Origin of the sequence: Streptomyces sp. NPDC058289 (genome assembly GCF_042880975.1) — a bacterium.
Classification (GTDB): Bacteria; Actinomycetota; Actinomycetes; order Streptomycetales; family Streptomycetaceae; genus Streptomyces; species Streptomyces stoeckheimensis.
Map to the genome: position 1 here is coordinate 128,945 of NZ_JBHVYI010000009.1, position 18,923 is coordinate 147,867.

Annotated in this window: 18 protein-coding genes; 10 read left to right on the top strand and 8 right to left on the bottom strand. The window is 73.7% G+C overall.

Annotated features, from left to right (window positions below):
• Positions 1-9 precede the first annotated feature (9 nt).
• A complete protein-coding gene (locus tag ACFVX6_RS06895; RefSeq protein ID WP_389688719.1) occupies positions 10-1,755 on the bottom strand; it encodes a cation:proton antiporter in 1,746 nt (581 codons plus the stop codon).
• Positions 1,756-1,867: 112 nt separating this feature from the next.
• Positions 1,868-2,902 (bottom strand): BtrH N-terminal domain-containing protein, encoded by a 1,035-nt coding sequence (locus ACFVX6_RS06900; RefSeq protein ID WP_389688721.1) that lies wholly within the window; start codon positions 2,900-2,902, stop codon positions 1,868-1,870.
• Between the two features lie 113 nt (positions 2,903-3,015).
• On the opposite strand from ACFVX6_RS06900, the gene ACFVX6_RS06905 reads away from it, so the two are divergent.
• Positions 3,016-3,369, top strand: coding sequence for a DUF1304 domain-containing protein (locus ACFVX6_RS06905; protein ID WP_389688723.1), 354 nt, complete (start codon positions 3,016-3,018; stop codon positions 3,367-3,369).
• A complete protein-coding gene (locus ACFVX6_RS06910; protein WP_389688725.1) occupies positions 3,366-3,941 on the top strand; it encodes a TetR/AcrR family transcriptional regulator in 576 nt (191 codons plus the stop codon). The genes ACFVX6_RS06905 and ACFVX6_RS06910 overlap by 4 nt, the downstream gene beginning before the upstream one ends.
• A gap of 39 nt (positions 3,942-3,980) precedes the next feature.
• Here ACFVX6_RS06910 and ACFVX6_RS06915 read toward each other — a convergent pair whose 3' ends face one another.
• Both ACFVX6_RS06915 and ACFVX6_RS06920 read right to left on the bottom strand, forming a co-directional pair.
• Complete coding sequence (locus ACFVX6_RS06915) at positions 3,981-4,505, bottom strand: AAA family ATPase (protein WP_389688768.1); 525 nt, start codon at positions 4,503-4,505, stop codon at positions 3,981-3,983.
• A 95-nt stretch (positions 4,506-4,600) separates the two neighbouring features.
• A complete protein-coding gene (locus ACFVX6_RS06920; protein ID WP_030231294.1) occupies positions 4,601-4,807 on the bottom strand; it encodes a cold-shock protein in 207 nt (68 codons plus the stop codon).
• Positions 4,808-5,030: 223 nt separating this feature from the next.
• On the opposite strand from ACFVX6_RS06920, the gene ACFVX6_RS06925 reads away from it, so the two are divergent.
• Positions 5,031-6,080, top strand: a complete 1,050-nt coding sequence (locus tag ACFVX6_RS06925; protein ID WP_389688728.1) for a 2-oxoglutarate and iron-dependent oxygenase domain-containing protein — start codon at positions 5,031-5,033, stop codon at positions 6,078-6,080.
• Here ACFVX6_RS06925 and ACFVX6_RS06930 read toward each other — a convergent pair.
• Entirely contained in the window at positions 5,998-6,366 is a 369-nt protein-coding gene (locus ACFVX6_RS06930) for an HGxxPAAW family protein (RefSeq protein WP_389688730.1), read from the bottom strand. The two genes, ACFVX6_RS06925 and ACFVX6_RS06930, sit on opposite strands and share 83 nt — an antisense overlap.
• 105 nt (positions 6,367-6,471) lie before the next feature.
• Between ACFVX6_RS06930 and ACFVX6_RS06935 the strand changes: the two genes are divergently transcribed.
• Positions 6,472-6,966 carry a MarR family transcriptional regulator gene (locus ACFVX6_RS06935; protein WP_389688732.1) on the top strand — a complete coding sequence of 165 codons (495 nt, stop codon included), beginning with the start codon at positions 6,472-6,474 and terminating at the stop codon, positions 6,964-6,966.
• Positions 6,967-7,077: 111 nt separating this feature from the next.
• The gene (locus tag ACFVX6_RS06940) at positions 7,078-8,580 is read left to right on the top strand and encodes a DEAD/DEAH box helicase (RefSeq protein WP_389688734.1); all 1,503 of its coding nucleotides are present in this window, start codon (positions 7,078-7,080) and stop codon (positions 8,578-8,580) included.
• A gap of 122 nt (positions 8,581-8,702) precedes the next feature.
• On the opposite strand, the gene ACFVX6_RS06945 is transcribed toward ACFVX6_RS06940, so the two are convergent.
• Complete coding sequence (locus tag ACFVX6_RS06945; protein WP_389688736.1) at positions 8,703-9,239, bottom strand: hypothetical protein; 537 nt, start codon at positions 9,237-9,239, stop codon at positions 8,703-8,705.
• Positions 9,240-9,445: 206 nt separating this feature from the next.
• Between ACFVX6_RS06945 and ACFVX6_RS06950 the strand changes: the two genes are divergently transcribed.
• Positions 9,446-10,504: a hypothetical protein gene (locus ACFVX6_RS06950; RefSeq protein WP_389688738.1), complete on the top strand. Its 1,059-nt coding sequence runs from the start codon at positions 9,446-9,448 to the stop codon at positions 10,502-10,504.
• A 43-nt stretch (positions 10,505-10,547) separates the two neighbouring features.
• On the opposite strand, the gene ACFVX6_RS06955 is transcribed toward ACFVX6_RS06950, so the two are convergent.
• Together ACFVX6_RS06955 and ACFVX6_RS06960 are read right to left on the bottom strand one after the other, a co-directional pair.
• Positions 10,548-11,078 carry an SRPBCC family protein gene (locus ACFVX6_RS06955; protein WP_389688740.1) on the bottom strand — a complete coding sequence of 177 codons (531 nt, stop codon included), beginning with the start codon at positions 11,076-11,078 and terminating at the stop codon, positions 10,548-10,550.
• Positions 11,079-11,132: 54 nt separating this feature from the next.
• Positions 11,133-12,260, bottom strand: a complete 1,128-nt coding sequence (locus ACFVX6_RS06960; RefSeq protein ID WP_389688742.1) for an NUDIX domain-containing protein — start codon at positions 12,258-12,260, stop codon at positions 11,133-11,135.
• A gap of 287 nt (positions 12,261-12,547) precedes the next feature.
• Here ACFVX6_RS06960 and ACFVX6_RS06965 point away from each other — a divergent pair, with 287 nt between their 5' ends.
• From ACFVX6_RS06965 to ACFVX6_RS06980, 4 genes are all read left to right on the top strand, one after another.
• A complete protein-coding gene (locus ACFVX6_RS06965; RefSeq protein ID WP_389688744.1) occupies positions 12,548-14,302 on the top strand; it encodes a VanW family protein in 1,755 nt (584 codons plus the stop codon).
• Positions 14,303-15,061: 759 nt separating this feature from the next.
• The gene (locus ACFVX6_RS06970) at positions 15,062-15,727 is read left to right on the top strand and encodes an NAD(P)-dependent oxidoreductase (protein ID WP_389688746.1); all 666 of its coding nucleotides are present in this window, start codon (positions 15,062-15,064) and stop codon (positions 15,725-15,727) included.
• Between the two features lie 81 nt (positions 15,728-15,808).
• Complete coding sequence (locus ACFVX6_RS06975; protein ID WP_389688748.1) at positions 15,809-17,722, top strand: RNA ligase family protein; 1,914 nt, start codon at positions 15,809-15,811, stop codon at positions 17,720-17,722.
• On the top strand, positions 17,722-18,923 hold a 1,202-nt coding region (locus ACFVX6_RS06980), incomplete at its 3' end, for an RNA repair domain-containing protein (protein ID WP_389688750.1). The genes ACFVX6_RS06975 and ACFVX6_RS06980, both read left to right, overlap by 1 nt.

Here is an 18,923-nt window from a genome sequence, read left to right on the forward strand (position 1 = left end):
CCCGCAGGCTCAGTGCCGGGTGGCGGAGCCCAGCCGCTGGAACAGGGCCTCGTCCAGGTCCAGCCCCTGCTGGGCCTGGTTGATGGCCTGCGAGCTGTAGATCCCGGTCGAGCGGGCGGCCAGTACGGCGTTCCGCGAGGCCGCGATCACACCGAGCCGCAGGTCCACGTACTGCTCGCGCGCTCCGTCGAAGACGGGGACGCCCGCCTCCCCGTCCTTGCGGTCCAGCCGGGCGTCCTCGCGGACCTTGGCGAGGACCTCCGGCGCGTACGGGCTTCCGTCTCCCCGGACGAGGCCGGGCTCCTCCAGTGCGGCCCGGCCGGCGGCGGCGACCTCGTCGAGCAGCCGCGCGTACTCCTCCCGGAAGCGGACCGGGTCGTCGCCGGAGATCTTCACCCTCCGGATGACGGCGGGCAGGGTCAGACCCTGGAGCAACAGGGTGCTGGTGGCGACGACGAAGGCGATGAGCAGCAACTGGGGGCGGTACGGGGTGTCCTCGGGCAGGGTCTGGGCCGCGGCGACGGTGATCGCCCCGCGCATCCCGGCCCAGGCCAGGGCCACGCCACTGCGCCAGCCGAGGCTCTCGTTGACCTTGAAGTCGGCGTCGGCCGAGGCCCGGGTGACGCGTTCCTTCATCTGCTCCCTGCGGCGGGGCGTCAGCTCCCTGCGGGGCCTCAGCGGATTGGCCTGCTGCTCGGACTCCGGGGCGCCGAGCCGGTCCATCAGCCAGTCGAGGCGGGGCTTCTTCTCGGCGGCGCGCTGCGCGTCCTTGCGCAGGGAGGCGATGAGCGGGGCGACGAACACCATCCGCGCCACGATCACCAGGGCTGCGGCCGCAAGGCCGATGAACAGGGCCCGCCAGGCGCTGAGCCCGTCCGCGGCGACCTCGTCGAGGAGGCCCTTCAGGCCGAGTCCCATCAGGAGGAAGACCGCGCTTTCGAGCAGGAAGGCGAGGGTGCGCCAGTTCATGGCCTCGGCCAGCCGGTCCTGGGCGCTGAGGAAGCGCGGAGCCTGGTGGCCGGTGACCAGACCGGCGACGACCACCGCGAGGACTCCGGAGGCGTGGAACTCCTCGGCCGGCAGGAAGGCGACGAAGGGCACGACGAAGGAGATCGCCGTGTTCAGCAGGCTGTCTTTGAGGAGTGCCCGGACCCGGACGTTGACGAGGCCCACGACGATGCCGACGGCGGTGGCGAGGGCCACGGAAAAGAGGAAGTTCCCGGCGACCCCGGCCAGGGAGACGGTTCCGGCCATGGCCGCGATCGCGGAGCGCAGCAGCACCAGTGCGGAGGCGTCGTTGACGAGCCCCTCGCCCTCCAGCATGGTCAGCAGCCGTGACGGAAGGCCGAGCTGTTTGCCCATGGAGGTCGCGGCGACGGCGTCGGTGGGGCTGACGACGGCGCCGAGGGCGAAGGCGGCGGGCCAGCCGAGGCCCGGCATGAGCCAGTGGAAGAGCCAGCCCGCTCCGAGGGTGGTGACCGCCACGAGCAGGACCGCGAGACCGCTGATCGCCTTGATGTTGCGGCGGAAGTCCGACGCGGGCATGTTCACGGCGGTCGAATAGAGCAGGGGCGGCAGCACGCCCGCGAGGACCCACTCGGGCTCGATGGCGAGCGCCGGCACTCCCGGTACGAAGCTGAGGGCGATGCCGACGACCACCAGGCTCAGGGGGGCGGCGAGGCCGAGCCGCTTCGAGAAGGCGGCGACGGCGACGATGCTGCTGACGCCGACGATCGAGACGAGGGTCATTTCCATGAGCGGTACGGGGCCTTAGGGGTGCTCGGGGACGATTTGTCCACCGTACGCCCATGGGTTTCACCGCGTCAAAAATTGAGCAACTCAACTTTTGACGCGGTTCGCGCGACCCTTACTCGGTGGGCGCCGCCTGCGGCAGCAGCCCGACCGCCTGCCGCTCCAGCACCAGGGCCCCGTCCACGAGCTCGGCGAAGGCGTCGAAGAGTTCCCGCCGCCCCGCGGCGTCCGCCCCGGAGTCCGCCGCACGGGCCAGCTCCGCGAGCCGCGACCACTGCCGGCCGGAGTCGCGGAAGAGCGCGGCCGCCTCGGCATGCCCGGCGAGGTCGAGGAAGTCCGCGTACAGCGGCCGGGTCGCGCCCGGGGCGGTCCACTCCTCCTCCAGGCAGGCGTGCAGCCGCTGCGTCCCCAGGGCGAAGGCCTCGGGGGTGGCGAAGCGGCGCTCCCAGCCCGTCTTGGTACTGGTGTCGCGCAGCTGCGCGGCGAACTTCTCCATGCCGGAGAAGCCGAAGTTGACGTCGAAGTGGTTGCCGAGCACCGGCCCGGTGAGGCGGGAGACGGTGGCGGCGATCGCCGCGTCCAGGTCGGGTTCGCCGGCGGGCTTCCCGGTGGTCACCACCATCTGGTGGCGGCCCTTCTTGTGCCCGGACCAGGCCGCGCCGAACTCCTCGCGGCCGATCGCGTACGGGCCGCCCGCTCCGTCCAGAGCGGCTGCCGGGTCGTCCACCTGGAAGGTGTCCCCGTCGTAGCCGACCACGGCCACCACGTACGGGTCGGCGGCGGCCAGTTCGGCCATCCGGGCGGGCCCGTGCCAGGGCAGGGCGGACCGGTCGACGGTGCAGAACACCGGGGCCCCGGCGTCGAGTGCGGCCTCGACCCGGTGCCAGCGGGGCTTGGCGCTGCGCGTGGCCTCGTACGGGATGCGCAGGCGGCCGAGGGCGACCTGGACCCAGGGGTCGGGGTGGGCCTGGGCGACGATCGTCGGCATCGGCGGCCGGCCGGCGTACTCGAACACGAAGTACATGAAGCCGATACCGCCCGCCAGGCCCGCGACCAGGGCCTCTTCGTGCACGCTGCCGAGCGCGTGCCGGATCAGCGTGGCCTCGCGGTGGCGTCCGGGGGCGAAGTCTTCATATACGAGCGCAGTCATGCGGTCAGCGTAGCCGCGCCGCGGACCGCCGGCCGCGACCCGACTTCCTGTACAGTTGTTCAGGAAGTCGGCGGGACCGCCCTCCGCTCACCCCGCCCCCCAGGGAGGTGGCCGTGCACACGGTCGCAACGATCCTCATCGGCCTCGTCGCCGCACTGCACACGTACTTCCTGGTCCTGGAGATGTTCCTGTGGCAGCGGCCGCCCGGCCGCGCCCTGTCCGGCTTCGACGCCGACACGGCCCGCCTGACCGCCCCGCTCGCCGCGAACCAGGGCCTCTACAACGGATTCCTCGCCGCCGGCCTGATCTGGTCCCTCGTCATCGACTCGCTCGCCACGCAGATCTTCTTCCTCGTCTGCGTGATCGTCGCCGGGGTGTACGGGGCCGCGACCGCCAACCGCCGCATCCTCGTCGCCCAAGCCCTGCCCGGAGCCCTCGCCCTGGGCGCGGCGCTGCTCGCCGGATGACCCCCCGGGCCGACCCCCGGACCGTCCGCACCAAGGAACGGCTGCGCGAGAGCCTCCTCGCCGAGTGCGCGGACCGGCTGCTCGGCGAGGTCAGCGTCTCGGCGGTGGTCCGCCGCGCGGGCGTCGGCCGGGCCACGTTCTACCTGCACTACGAGGACCTCACCGCGCTCGCGGTGGACGCGTGCGCCGACGTCGTGCACGCGGCGGTCGACGCCCTGCACGCCTGGCAGACGGCCCCGTCGGCCCTCCCCCCGGCCCGCCCCCCGGCCGCGCTGGCCGCTTTCCTCGGCGGCGCGGCCGACCGGGCACCGCTCTACCGCACCCTGCTCCTGCCGGGCGGCGGCGGCCCGCTCGGCGAACGCCTGTACCGGGAGCTGCGCGAGCGCAGCCGGGCCGAACGCGCCGCGGTGGGAGCTCCGCGCCCCGAGCTGGTGGCTTCGGCCGTGGCCGCCACTTTCACCGCCGTGCTCGCGGACTGGCTGCACGGCGACCTGCCCGCCGGCCTGGCGGACCCGGCCGAACTGGCGGACCGGATCTGGCCGCTCCTCATCGCCCTGCACCGGGCGGGATGATCCGTCGCGGCAAGGCCGCCCGCGGCCGACGGGTACGGGCTACGCCCCCTCCACCGCCAGTCCGGTCTCGGTCATGACCCGGGTGACGGTGTCCTCTAGCGAGTGCTCCACCCCGATGACGCTCTCCCAGTCGCCGGGCAGCAGGTCGAGCGGCCGGTACCACTCGCGCATCCGAGCCTCGCCGAACTCGGCGGCCTGCGGCTTGCCCGCGTGCCGTCGCAGGGTCTCCTCGAACGGCACGTCGAGGTAGTAGAAGTGGGTCGGCCCGCGGTGGGCGCGGCGCAGGGCGTCGAGCATGGGGCCGTAGCGGTCCGCGTAGAGGATCCCCTCGACGATCACGTGGAAGCCGTGGTCCAGCGCGTAGCGCGCCACGCTGCCGATGAGCCCGATGTTCGCCGCGCCGGGGGTGTCCTGCTCGCGCAGGACGACGCGGCGCAGGTTGTCCTGGCCCACGAGCGCGAGGCCCCGGCCGTGGCGGTCGCGGATGCCCTCCGCCACGGAGGACTTGCCCGCGGCGGAGTTGCCGCGCAGCACGATCAGCCGGGTGTCCGGCGTGCCGGTCATCATCCGGCCCACGCTACCGGCCGGGCCGGGCGTGCGTGAGCCCCGCCGGGTCAGCAGGCGGGGCTCACGTCACGGGCCGGACTCGTGAAGCGGCGCTAGCCGATGGTGACCACCTGTTCCGCCTGGGGCCCCTTGGGCCCCTGCGTGACGTCGTACTCGACCTTCGCGCCCTCCGCCAGCTCCTTGAAGCCGGTCGTCTGGATGGCGGAGAAGTGCACGAACACGTCAGGGCCGCCGTCGTCCTGCTGGATGAAGCCGAACCCCTTCTCAGAGTTGAACCACTTCACGGTGCCAGTTGCCATCTGTACTGATCCTTCACAACGTTCCACCGGCCGCACACGCGGCCGGACCCGATCCTGCCCATTCATCGGCCCGAGCACACGCCAAGCGCGGCCAACCGGGGTGCTTCCGGATATTCGAACTTTTCTCCGTCCCATCCGTGAATCGGAGGAACAGGCCTTCGCACGGGTCCTGGGAAGGGCTCTCGGCGGGGCGCTCCGAAGGAGTCTTCGAGAGGGGACGGACATGGGCGAGCTCGCGACGTTCCGGGTGCCGGCTCGGATCACGGGAACGACGGCGGACATCATGCTCGGCGGGGCGATGGTCCGCGCCTGGCAGCGCGACGGGATCTTCCAAGTGGCCGCCGACGGACGGCAGGAGGCCCGCACGCGGGCCGCGCTGGCGGCGAGCCGGCGGTTCTTCGCCCGGCCCGCGGTGGAGAAGGCGGCCTACGTCAACGACACCTCGTACAGCGGGTACATCGCCTCGGGCGAGGAGGTGACGGACGGCCGGCCGGACGCCTCGGAGATCTTCACCATCACCCCCGACATGCCTGCGGCAGCGGCCGCGGGCCTGCCCTGCCACGGCCCGGTCCCCTGGCCCTCCCCCGGCTACCGCGCGGCCATGGAGGCCTACCTGACGGGCGTCGGCGGGCTCGGCGAGCGGCTGCTGCGGCTCGTGGCCCTCGGGCTCGGCCTCGGACCGGCCGGCATCAACCGGCTCGCGGGCCTGACCCGCGGCGGCTGGCACCACATGCGGGTGCTGCGCTTCCCCGCCGCGGAGCGGACCGCCGAGCGCGGCATCGGCGCCCACACCGATTACGGACTGCTCGTGATCGCCGCCCAGGACGAGGTGGGCGGGCTCTTCGTACGGCCTCCGGTGCCGGGCGAGGAGCGCCCGCGCAACTGGCTGCCGGGCGAGAGCACGGCGGGCTTCGCCGAGAACCGGCCCGGCTGGACCCCCGTACGGCCCGTGGCGCGGGTGCTGACGGTGTTCCCCGGGGACATCCTCCAGTTCATGACCGGCGGCGCACTGCTGTCCACCCCGCACCGGGTGCGGCTGGCGGACCGGGAGCGGTACGCCCTCGCCTACTTCCACGAGCCGCGCTTCGGCGCCCGGATCCGCCCCCTCGATCCGGCGCGGTCCCAGCGGGGCGGGGACGGCGGCACGGAGGCCGCGGTGATCCACTACGGGGAGCACTTCACCCGGATGTTCATGCGGTGCTATCCGCAGCGGGCAACGACGCGGCGGATCGAGAGCCAAGGACTGCTGCGGCACCTCGCCGCGGCCCGCTGAGCCGGCAGCCCAGGCAGTCGCCGTGGCCGGAGTGCGCGACGGTGTCGCGGACCCGCCAGTCCCACTGGCTCTCCGGTCGGGGACCGCTCGGCTTGCCCCAGCCGGCGAGGTGCAGGAGCCAGGTGACGATGCCCGCCACCACGACGACCCCCAGGCCGATCCAGATGCCGGGGGTCCAGGCGGCGCACAGAGCGGCGCCCGCCGCCGCGCTTCCCACCAGGGCGATCGCGGTGCCGGTCCAGCCCGCCACCGTGTGGCCGAGGTCCACGTGGCCGTGAGCGCTCATCGTTATCCCCTGCTTCGTCGGTTCAGTAGGCTCGAATGGCGTTCTCTTACCGAGAAAGCCATTTATCTCACGAGCTAAGTAACTTAGATGCTAAGGAGTAACCGCGTGCAGGGCAAGCCCCGCCCCGCGGCCACGGTCCAGGAAGCGCTCTCGCGCATGGACCGGTACGTCGCTCTCGGCATCGTCGGCCAGCAGGAGGTGGCGCAGCTCCTGGGGCTGAACGTCACCGACCTGACCTGCCTCGGCCACATCCTGGGCGCCGGTGACGACCCGCTCGGCGCCGGCGACCTCGCCGAGCTGACCAACCTCACCACCGGCGCGGTGACCGGGGTGCTCAACAGACTGGAGCGCGCCGGGTACGCGAGCCGACAGCCCGATCCCGCCGACCGGCGCCGGGTACGGGTGGTCGCGGACCCCGCCGCCGCCGCGCGGATCTTCGCCGTCTACGAGCCCTTCTACGCCCGGCTCGGTGCGGTGTTCGCCGAGTACACCCCCGACGAGATCGCCGTCATCGCCGACTGGTTCGGGCGGGCGACGGCCGAGGTCACCGCCCATCTGGACCGGGTACGGGCCGGGGAACTCGGGCCGGTGGCCCCGTAACCCCGATGGTAAAATTTGCCTTTTGGCGACGTTCGCGTGGGTGAGGTGCCCGTCGCAGTCCCAAACATCTTGCCCAAACATTTTTGACAGGCGTCTCACGGAAGGTTCTGCATGAAGAACCCGTCAGCTCATGGGCGCTTCGGCATCAAGGCCGGAGCCAAGGCGAGCCCGAAGGGCGGTGCGAAGGGCGGCGGGAAGACCCCGCGGACCCTCGGCCCCCAGGGCGAGTACTCAATGCCCCGGACGACCACGCCGGCGCTGCCGCCGGTGGAGTCCTTCTCGGAGCTCGGCCTGCCCCCTGAGCTGGTGAAGACGATGGCCGACCAGGGGGTGGCGCAGCCGTTCCCCATCCAGGCGGCGACCCTCCCCAACTCCCTCGCGGGCCGCGACATCCTCGGCCGCGGGCGGACCGGCTCGGGCAAGACGCTCGCCTTCGGCCTGGCCATGCTGGCCCGTACGGCGGGGCAGCAGGCCGATCCGAAGCGGCCGCTCGCGCTGGTCCTCGTACCGACCCGCGAGCTGGCGCAGCAGGTGACCGAGGCCCTGGCCCCGTACGCGCAGGCCCTGAAGCTGCGCCTCGCCACGGTCGTCGGCGGCCTGTCGATCGGCAAGCAGACGGGCGCGCTGCGCACCGGCGCCGAGATCGTGGTGGCCACCCCGGGGCGGCTCAGCGACCTCATCGGTCGGCGCGACGTGCACTTGGAGCGCGTGAAGATCGTCGTCCTCGACGAGGCCGACCAGATGTGCGACATGGGCTTCATGCCGCAGGTCACCGAGATCCTCGACCAGTGCCACCACGCCGGCCAGCGGATGCTGTTCTCGGCCACGCTGGACCGCAATGTGGACCAGCTCGTGCAGCGGTACCTGAAGGACCCGGTCGGGCACTCCGTGGACCCGCAGTCCGCTTCGGTGTCCACGATGGACCACCACGTGCTGCACATCCACGCCGCCGACAAGGTCTCGGCCGCGACCGAGATCGCGGCGCGCGAGGGCCGGGTGCTGATGTTCCTGGACACCAAGCACGGGGTCGACCAGTTCGTGAAGCACCTGCGGGCCATGGGCGTACGCGCCGAGGGGCTGCACAGCGGGAAGTCGCAGCCGCAGCGCACCCGGACACTGGGGCAGTTCAAGGACGGCCTGCTGAACGTCCTGGTCGCGACCAACGTCGCCGCCCGCGGCATCCACATCGAGGACCTCGACCTCGTGGTCAACGTGGACCCGCCGGCCGACAGCAAGGACTACCTGCACCGGGGCGGCCGCACCGCGCGGGCGGGCGAGTCCGGCAAGGTCGTCACCCTGGTCACCCCCAACCAGCGGCGCGACATCGTCCGGCTGATGGCCGACGCCAAGATCCGGCCGACCATCACCCAGGTCCGCTCCGGCGAGGCCGCGCTGAGCCGCATCACCGGCGCGAAGGCCCCCTCCGGCGTGCCGCTGGCCGGCGCTGCGGCCACCGATGCCAAGGGCCGGCCTTCGGGCTCGGACCTCGGCTTCCGCGGGATCGGCACCCGGCCCGGGCGGCCCGGCAAGGGCAAGGAGTCCCGCAAGACCATCGAGGCCCGGCAGGCCGCCGAGGCCCGCGCGGCGGCGCGTGTGCGGCGCGGCACGAAGTAGCACGTCGGGAGGGCCGGGACCGCGGTGCGGTTCCGGCCCTCCCGTGCGTCCCGCGTCCCGTTTCCCGCGTCCCGGAGAACGGGGCGGGGCGGGGGTCGGCAGGGCTCACGGGACCGGGCGGGTCACGAGTTCACGGCGGCCCGCCTCAGCAGCCGCTGCGCCGCCGCGTTGCGGACCCGGCGGGTCCGGGCGCCCGCCGCGAGCAGCCGTAGGGCCTCGTCCGCGTGCAGGGATTGGGCTGCCGTGCGCTGACACCAGTCCGAGGCCGCGAGGAGCTCCCCCGCGGACCAGGGCTCGCCCTGCGTGACGGCCTTCAGCAGGGTCCACTCGCGCAGCCGGCGGGCCGCGAAGCTGCGGCCTCCGAGGGCTGCCCCGACGGCCTGCGCCCAGGCCGGGAAGGCCTCGTCGGCCAGCAGCCCGGCCGCCCGCCGGTCGAGGTGCGTGACCACCGCGCTCTCCGCCATCACCGGGTCCGGGTCGCGCAGGACGGCGGCCACGGCCTCGGCCTCTCCGGGTTGACCGGAAACGGCTGCCAGGGACTCCAGGTGCCGGGCGTAACGCCAGTGCTCGGACGGCGTGTTCGTCGCCACCGCGCCCGTCGTCCCCTCGGTCCGGCGGTCCGGGCCGCCTTGGCGTATCTGGTGCTCGCTTCTCCCCATGCGGCCATTCCACACGACACCGGTGAACGACGAGTTGTCAGGGTGGCATCAAGCCCCTGCGGGACGGCCAGGGTGGGGTCATCGGGGGCAGTGGTCCCCCATCTGCGCAGGTCACAGGACTGTTACGTGATCTCGGTCCGTCTTGTGCCGCATCGGTGACGCCCTGTGAGATGGGCTGGAGACAAGAGCACGGGCGGGGGCCTGACATGACGGAACCGGCGGAATTCGTCACGCGACTGCACGCGGACGGACAAGACCAGACACGGGTACAGGACCAGAGCCGGGGCCATGACCAGGGCCGGGACCAGGGCCAGGACCAGGACCGGGATCAGGACCGTGAGGCGGCCTTCCAGGCCGACCAGCGCCGACGGCGCGTCAGACGCCTGTCCGTGGGAGCCGTCGCCGCCCTGGCGCTCGCCGGGGTCACCGCGTGGCTGGTGGCCGCCCCGGAGGAACGGCCCGAGGGCGAGCCCTACGCCGCCGAACTCGACGAGCAGGCATGGCCCGATGCGTGGCCGGCCACGACGGGCCTGCCGCTGCGCGGCTCGCCCGCCCGGGCCTGGGCGACCGAGAAGGACGAGCTCCCGCTGCCCGTGGCCACGGCGGTCGGTTCGATCCCGAAGGAGAAGGTCTCCGACGGACTGCGCCGGGCCAGGGAGTTCCTGGTCGCGGCCAATCTGGATCCGGAGGTGCTCCAGGGCGCGTGGCCCGCCGAGGCCATGGAGCTGCTCGATCCGCAGCAGCCCGCCCGCGCCGAACTGACGGAGCACCTGCGCGAACCGGGCCTCCCGGACGCCGACCCCACCGAGCTGTTCACCCGCTTCGACCCCGCCCAGCTCGCTCCGGCCCGTGGCGGCATCAGGGTGCGCGGCCGGATGGCCTTCGAGGCCGGCGGGGCTCCGGGGCAGATCAGGATCCACGCCGACTACACCTTCGTCTACGCCGTGCGGCGCGTGGCCCCGCACCCGGAGCCGGGGCCCGTGCCGGGCACGGAGGAGGTGGCGCGGGTGGTCGTACGGAGGCAGCTCGTGCTGCTCTACGCCGTGTCCGACTCCCCCGGCGTGACGGCCGGGAAGCTGATTCCGGCCGGGTACCGCCGGCAGCTCGGCAACCACGACTGCGGCACCGTCGACGGCTTCGTCCACCCCTACTTCTCCAGGGAGGCGGCCGCCGCCGAGCGGCCGTGGCCGGTGGTCGACCCGTACGACGACAGCAAGGACATCCCCGACGGGCGGCCGAGTTGCACCGTCCCGTCCCGCACCTGACCTCGCCGGCCCCGGTCACCCGCCGACCCGGCCGACCCCGCGCTCAGCCCCCGTGGCTCTCGTACCCGCCGGAGCCCTGTTCGTTCGCGTGCCCTTGCTCCGGGAGCGGGGCGCCGGTCTCCAAGAGGGTCTTGAGGCTGGAGGCGAGCATCGGCCAGGCGCGCCCGCACATGCCGATGAGCGTGCCGCCCGGTTCGAAGTCCTCGTGGAGGATGGTGAGCCGGGCGAGCGTGTCACCGACCGGCTCGATCTCGTACGTCACCTTCGTGCGCCGCTCGCGGGCCAGCTGGGCGCGCAGCTCCTCGCCGACGCCCACGGAGGCGGCCCATTGCGGGGTGAAGGTGTGCCAGGTGTAGGAGAGCAGCCGCTCCGGTACGCACTCCAGCACCACCTGCTCCGGATCGCTCGTCCGTGCCCCGCGCTCCACCCAGTCCATCGTCGAGCCCACCCGCCAGTCGGTCTCGAAGTCGAGCCCCCAGTAGCGGCGGGTGAACGCGGGCTCGGTCAGGGCCTGCCACACGCGCGCGGGGTCGGCCTGGACGTAGACGGTGTAGGTGATCGCAGTCTCGCTCATCCCCTCATGCTGCGGGACCGGGGCCCGCGGACCGGGGATTGAGCCGCTCCGCGCTCACCAGTGGCAGCCCTCCGCCGGGAGTTCCGTCGGTGGCGTGCGGGGCGGCGACGGGAGGGAGAGGTGGGCGCGGGCGGTGTGGACGGCGGCGAGTTCCTCGTGGCCCGCCGGGCCCCAGTCGCTGAGTTCGCGGACCTGTTCGGGGGTGGCGAGCAGCCGCGCGTACGCCGGGTCGGGCCCCGGTGGCAGCGCCGTGAGCCGGGCCGCGGTCCGCGGGTGGGCGCCCTGGTCGGCGTACCGGTACCCGAGCGGGAGCGCGCCCGCGGTGCGGCCCGCCGTCGGCGGCGGGAGGTGGGCGGCGCCGGTGGCCCGGGCGATGAGCAGCAGCACGCGCCCGTCGGGGGCGAAGAGCCAGCCGGCGGGGTCCCGTGGCGTCAGGTGCGCGGGGGCCGGGCCCGGGTGCCAGGTGCCGTGCAACGGCCTGCGGCAGCTGCGCAGGACGCCGAGCCGGTCCAGGGCGGTGGGGGCGGTGGGGCGGCCGTCCTCCAGCAGGGCGGCGCCCCCTCCGTTGATCCGGGCCCGCAGCGCGGACAGGGCGCGGCGGGCGTCGCCCGCGTCCATCAGGGCGGGCAGCTCGGCCGGCTCGGCGAAGTGGATGCCGGTGATCTCCTGCGCCGGGAGGCGGACGGAGTCGATGCGTTCCCTGGTCCAGGTCCCGCCGTCGAAGACGTACAGGATCTCGCCGGGGAACCCCATCCCGGGCGGCATGCCGGGCGCGTCGGCGGGGATCCAGTCGACGGCGAGGCCTCGCGGGTAGCGGCCCTCGACGCCGAGCTCCTCGTACACCTCGCGCGCGGCCGCCGCGGCCGGCGCCTCGCCGGCGTCCACGGCGCCGCCGGGCAGCAGCCGGTCGGGGCGGTAGTCGACGCTCTGGACGAGGACCCGCCCGTCGCCGTCGGTGACGAGGACGACGGCGCCGGTCCAGAGGGTGGCGCGGGAGGCCCCGTACTCCTCCGGGGTCATCCACGTGCCCGGGCGCGCGGCGGGGGCAGTGGGTTCGGCGGGGGCAGTGGGTTCGGTTGGAGCAGTGGGTTCGATGGGAGCAGCGGCTTCGGCCTGGGCCCCGGGTGCGGCCGGGGCGGCGCCCGTGTCCTGCGTCACGTCCTCGTCGGTCAGCTGCGGCATCGGACTCCATTCACCGTAGGGGCGCCGCGGGGGCGCCGTCCTGCCCCGTCGCGCGGGCATCGCGCGGCCATCGTGCGGGCCTCGCCGGGGCGTTCCGCACGGGTGGACCCGCGGGCTGTGCAACAGCGCGGACGACCCCCGGGTTACGGAGATCAACACATTCCCCTTTGCCACCCCTATACCTCCTTATTACCTGGTTACACGGATCTTGCTACGTTCCCGGGGCGGACTGCCGGCATGAAAACCGCCGGTCCGACCACGTCACCGGACCGAGGAGAGACCCCGACATGCGACGCGCACCCCGTACGGGCACCCCGGCGGCCACCGGCAAACGGTGGACCGTCCCGGGCGTGGCCGGTGTGGCCGGCGGCGTCGCGGTCCTCGGCTTCGGTGGGCTGTACGCCGCGGGTCTGCTGCTGGCGGGCGATGACATAGCCGCCGGTACGAAGGTGCGCGGCGTCGACATAGGCGGGATGAGCCGCGCCGAGGCCCGGCAGACCCTGAACCGTGCGCTCGGCCCGTCCGCCGCGGCCCCGCTGGTCCTGCGGATCGGGGAGCGGACCGAGCAGGCGCAGCCGGCCACGCTCGGCCTGTCCCTGGACACCGGCGCCACCGCCGACCGGGCGGCCCGCTCCGGTTCCGACCCCGTCAGCGTGATCGGCCGGCTGTTCTCCTCCGGTGATCCCGCGGTGGAGCCCGTGGTCCGGCTCGACGAGAAGGCGGCCCGCTCGGCCCTGGACGGGCTCGGTGCGAAGACCCGTCAGGAGGCCCGGGAGGGCTCGGTCTCCTTCGAGAAGGGCAAGGCCAAGGCGGTGGCCCCGGTCACCGGTACCGAGCTCGACGTCGACGGCTCGCTCGGCGTGCTCCGCTCGTCCTACACCCGGCCTCCGGACGGGAAGCCCGGCGGGCCCGTCGTGCTGCCCGTCCGGACCACGGAACCCCGTATCGGGCAGCAGGAGACGGAGCGGGCGCTGAAGGAGTTCGCCGAACCGGCGGTGTCCGCGCCGGTGACCCTGACCGTGCAGGGCAAGCGCATACCCGTCGGCCCGGCCGTCCTCGCCAAGCACCTCACCCTCAAGGACGACGGCCAGGGCCGCCTCGCGCCCGGCCTCGACGCCAAGGCGCTGCTCGCCGACCCGGAGCTGGCCGGTCCGCTGCGGCAGGCCACGCCGGGACCCGTCGAGGCGAAGCTGCGTACCGACTCCGCCGGCGCGGTCTCCGTCGCCGAGGAGGGCCGGGCCGGACGCCGGGTCGCCGAGGAGGGCCTGTCCGCCGCCCTACTGCCGCTGCTGACGCGGGCGGGCGCGGCGGAGCGTACGGGCGAGGTCGCCACGGAGGAGGTCCGGCCGAAGCTCACCAAGGACACGGTCGGGCAGCTGGGCATCAAGGAGGAGGTGTCCTCCTTCACCGTCGACTTCGAGAAGGCCCCGTACCGTACGACGAACATCGGGCGGGCCGCGGAGCTGATCAACGGCTCGGTCGTGCTGCCCGACGAGACGTGGAGCTTCAACCGCCGCGTCGGCGAGCGCACGAAGGAGAACGGCTTCGTCGACGGCCTGATCATCAACAACGGCCAGTACGAGAAGGCCTCCGGCGGCGGCGTTTCGGCGGTGGCCACCACGGTCTTCAACGCGATGTTCTTCTCCGGGGTCAAGCCCGTCGAATACGGTGCGCACTCCTTCTACATCGAGCGCTACCCGGAGGGTCGCGAGGCGACCGTGGCGTGGGGCAGCCTGGACCTGCGCTTCGCCAACGACTCGGGCAAGGCCCTGTACATCCAGGCCGAGGCGACCGACACCTCGGTCACCATCACCTTCCTCGGAACGAAGCAGTACGACGAGATCCGCGCGGCCAAGGGCCCGCGGACGAACGTCAAGCCGCCCGCCACGCGCACGGACACCGGCCCGAAGTGCGAGCCGCAGTCCCCGCTGGAGGGTTTCGACGTCGCCGTCGACCGGGTGTTCGTGAAGGGCGGGCAAGAGGTCAAGCGGGAGACGATGAAGACCCGTTACACGCCGAGGGACAGCGTGACCTGCGGCTGAGGCCTCCTGTCGCGGAGTCCGTACCACCCGTGCGGGTGAGCGCGTGCGGGGGTGCGGGCGTCCGTCGGGCAGGGTGGGCGGATGGAGTCGCGCCGGGGACCGTGGATGCCCCTGATCATTGTCGCGCTGGCCGTGGCGGCCACGTGTGTGACCGGATGTGTGACCGTGGGTCCGGCCGGACCGGGGGCCGTACCCGGGCCCGGGAACGGAGCACGGCCCGCGCCGACACAGGTGCGGACGGGCCTGCCGGGACCGGCGACCGAGGCCTGGCCGCTGGGGGCGCTGCCGGAGGTCGCACAGGATGCAGATCCGGATGCGGATTCGGATGCAGATGCGGATCCTGCGCCGGAGGGAATCTCGGCTCCCTTGCCGGGGGCCGCAGTTGCTCCGCGGCCGGCCGCACCCGCGGCGCCCGCCGCCCGGGTGCGGAGCCGGGTCAAGCCCGCCGCACCGCGACACCGGCCGGAGCGGCCCAGGCGGGTCGCGCCGAAGAAGCCCAAGGCGCCCGCCGCGAAGGCGCGTCGCCCCCGGCCCGCGCCGAACCGTACGTACGACATGGCACCGCTGTGCGCAGCGGCCCGGGGGACGGTGGACCCGGCCATCGTCGCGCTGTGCCACTGACCGCAATGCCGTGGTCCCCGCTGCCTGCCCGCTGCCACTGACCGCGTGGCGCTGCCGGGTGCGGGAGGCGGAATTCGCTTGGATGGGCCCGGCGGACCCCGACCGGGGCCCCTCCAGCCTCCACCTCCAGGAGTGGCCATGGCGAAGATCGCTCTCTTCGGCGCGACCGGCACGATCGGATCCCGGGTGCTGCACGAAGCACTCGGGCGCGGACACGAGGTCACGGCCGTCGTACGCGATCCCGCGCACTTCGCCGAGTCCGAAGTCAGCTCTGCGGACGTCGCCGTCGTACGCGGCGACGTCCTCGACCCCGCTTCCGTGAGCCGGGCGGCGGCCGGGCAGGACGTGGTGGTCAGCGCGTACGGTCCGGGCTCCGGTGATCCCGGCACGCTCGTCGGTGCGGCGAGGGCACTGATCGGCGGCGTGCAGGCCCTCGGCGAGGACGGTCCCCGGCCGCGCGTGGTCACCGTCGGCGGTGCGGGCTCCCTGCGCACCCCCGGTGGACCGAAGGTCTGGGACCAGGCCGGGATCCCCGAGCCGGTGCTCGCCGTCATGCACGCCCACGGGGACGCCCTCGACTTCCTGAGGACCGTGCCGGTGGACGAGGTCCACTGGACCAGCCTCAGCCCGGCCGCCACCATCGAGCCCGGCACCCGGACGGGCACGTACCGGCTGGGGCTCGACGAGCTCGTCGTGGACGATCGCGGAAACAGTCTGATCTCCACGGAGGACTTCGCGGTCGCGCTGCTGGACGAGATCGAGCGCGATGCGCACGCGGGCAAGCGGTTCACCATCGGGTACTGAGCCGAAGATATTCGCTGGTCCGGGCGGGTTCCGCCTCCCTAGAGTGGCCGGGCACCAGCCTCGGCCCGCAGGGAGCGGATCATGCGTACGCACTACCCCCGGACCCCGCACCTGCCCTGGTCTCCGGGTGCCACGTCCGACGACGTGCGGACCACCGGCCCCGGCATGCTGGCCGGGTTCGCCGGGCGCGAGGTCGTGGTCACCGAGAAGCTCGACGGCGAGAACACCACCCTCTACGCCGACGGTCTGCACGCACGATCGCTCGACTCGGGCCACCATCCGTCGCGTGCCTGGGTGAAGGGCCTGCAGAGCCGCATCGGCCCGGGAATCCCGGCCGGTTGGCGGGTGTGCGGGGAGAACGTCTACGCACGGCACTCACTCGCGTACGAGGAACTCGACGCGTGGTTCTACGGGTTCTCGGTGTGGGCCGGCGACCACTGCCTGGAATGGGACCGGACGGTGCTCTTCCTGCGCGGTCTCGGGGTCCCGGGACCCCGCGTCCTGTGGCGCGGCGTCTTCGACGAGCGGGCGCTGCGCCGGCTCCGGCTCGATACGGCGCGGCAAGAGGGGTACGTCGTCCGCACCGCGGCCGGCTTCGACCGGGCCGACTTCGGGCGGTGCGTGGCCAAATGGGTGCGGGGCGGGCACGTGCAGACGGACACGCACTGGATGTACGCCCAGGTCGTACCGAACGGGCTCGGCCCGGCGGCGGCCCTGTGGGACGCCCGGTCGGGCGCGGATCCGGATGCGGCCGGGCTGCTCCGCGCGGTGGGGACGGACACGACGGTGGGGGCCGACACGGCGGTCGGGGCGGCGGTCGGGGCGGCGGGTGTCGAGGAGCTGGTCGCCGACCTGGCGGAACGCATCGACGGGCTGAGCGTGCGCCGGTCCGGGGAAGACCGGCTGGCCGGGATCCTGGCCGCGGCCCTGCACGGCGTACCGCGGGCCGTGCTCGCGTCCCGGCTGGCGGGGCCGCTCGGGATGGCCACCGCGCGGCGGGTCGCGGACCTGGTCGGGCTCTACCCGGCGCTGCGCAAACCCTTCCCCTACCCGGACGCGGAACGGCGGGCGGGGCTCGTACGGATGGCGGAGGCGGCCGACCTGGGGGTGCTGCACGCGCTGGCCGGGGCGCTCCCGGAGGCCGGTGAGCCGGGCAACGGGGTCGGCGAGTGCGTCGAGTGGTCCGCACTGCACGCCGAGGAAGCGGGGCTGCTCGGTCCCGCCCCCCTGGAGCCGCTGCGGGACGGGCTGCGAGAGGCCCTCGCCGGAGCCGGCATAGGCGTCGGCATCGGAGGCGGAAACGGAGACGGCGACGGCGACGGCGACGGCGATATGGGCGGTGACGCCGCCGACCGCTGCTGGGCCGAGGCGCGCCATGCCTACGGGCAGGGAAAACTGACCGGCGCCGAGGAGGCGGTCGCGGCGACCTGGCGGTGGCGGGACGGCACTTCCTTCCCCCGGCTGGTGCAACTCTGCGGACCCTCGGGCAGCGGGAAGAGCACCTACGCCCGGAGCCTGCCCGGGGTGGAGGCGTACATCAGCCTCGACGACCTGCGCGGCGCCCGGGGCTCCCGCGCGGACCAGCGGGACAACGCGGACGTGCTCCGCGAGGGCCTCGACCGGCTGGACTCCGCGCTCGCCTCGGCCGCGCGACGAGGGGGCACGGTGGTGTGGGACGCGACCTCCCTCACGGCCCAGCAGCGCGGGCTGGCCGGCACGGTCGCCCGGCGGCGTGACGCGCTCGTCACGCACGCCGTGCTGCTGGTCGAGGAGGCGGAGCTGATGCGCCGCAACTCCACGCGCGCCCACCCGGTGCCGGAGCAGGTGCTGGCCTCCCAGCTGCGCCGGTTCGTTCCGCCGTATCCCGGTGAGGCGCACCGCACGTGGTACATCGGGGCGGCTGGAACCGTCGAGGACACGGCGGGCACGATCGGTGCGGCGACGCTCACGGAACCCCGCACCACGACCCGCACGACGACCCGAGAGGAGGGCTGATGCGTACCAGCGAAGAGCTGTACCACCAGGTCCGCTGGGACCCCCGCTTCGATCCCGCCCGGTTCACGCTGGGACTGCTGCAGCGCGGAGCCGCGCCGAAGCGGGTACCCCTTCCGTCCTTCGTTCCCGGGGGCGACATCCCCTGGCACCGGGTGCTGTTCGTGGAGGCCGACGGCGAGCTGGTGTGGGACCGGGCGACGGGCGTCGACATCATCGACGGCACCGCGGCCGGACGGGTCCGCGACCCGAGGCTGCTGCGGGCGCCGTTCTTCACCGCACGGACTCCGTACGCGTGGGACGCGTCCGGCGGCGGCGCGTGGCGGGCTGCGCCCGAGGGCGCGAGCGTCACTCAACAGCCCGCACGCATAAGTCTGTTGACCTGGAACACGCTCTGGGACCGGTACGACGCACCGCGTATCGCCACCGCACGGCGCAGGCCGCTGTTGCTGGCCGACCTGGCGGCGGCGGACGCCGATGTGATCGCGCTCCAGGAGGTGGAGCGCGAGCTGCTCGGCATGCTGCTCGCCGAGCCGTGGGTACGGGCCCGCTACACGGTCGCCGCGGACCCGGGCGGCCGGGACGTGGCGGAGAGCGGGCTGCTGGTGCTGAGCCGACTGCCGGTGCGGGAGGCGGGCGTTCACGTACTGGGTCCGCACAAGGCGGTCGTCGCCGTGACCGTGGACACGGCGGGCGGGCCCCTGGTGGTCGCGGCCACGCATCTGACGAGTGATCACACGGAGCGGGGCGAGGACCGACGAGCGGCCGAATTGGCCCGACTTTACGAGGGGTTGGCAGGAATCGAGGCGGCCGACGTGGCCCTGCTCGGCGACTTCAACGACGGCCGGTCGGGAGCCGAGGGGCCGGCGGCGGCGTTGGGACTCCGGGACGCCTGGACGGAGGTGCACGGGCCGCAGGACGGGACCGCAACCTTCGACCCCGTCGCCAATCCGCTCGCGGCCGTGGGGTCGTTGACGGGGCGGGCCGCTCGCCTGGACCGGATCCTGCTGCGGTCGGCGGGGGCTCGCGTGACGGAGGCCGCACTGCGCGGCGACTCCCCGACAGCGGACGGACTGTTCATCTCCGACCACTACGGGGTCGAGGCCGCCCTGGACTTCGGCCCGGCGACCGACGGGGTCGCGGGTTCCGGGCACGCGGTACTCGCCAGCCAGGCCACCGCGCGGACGGCGGTGGCCTGGCTGGC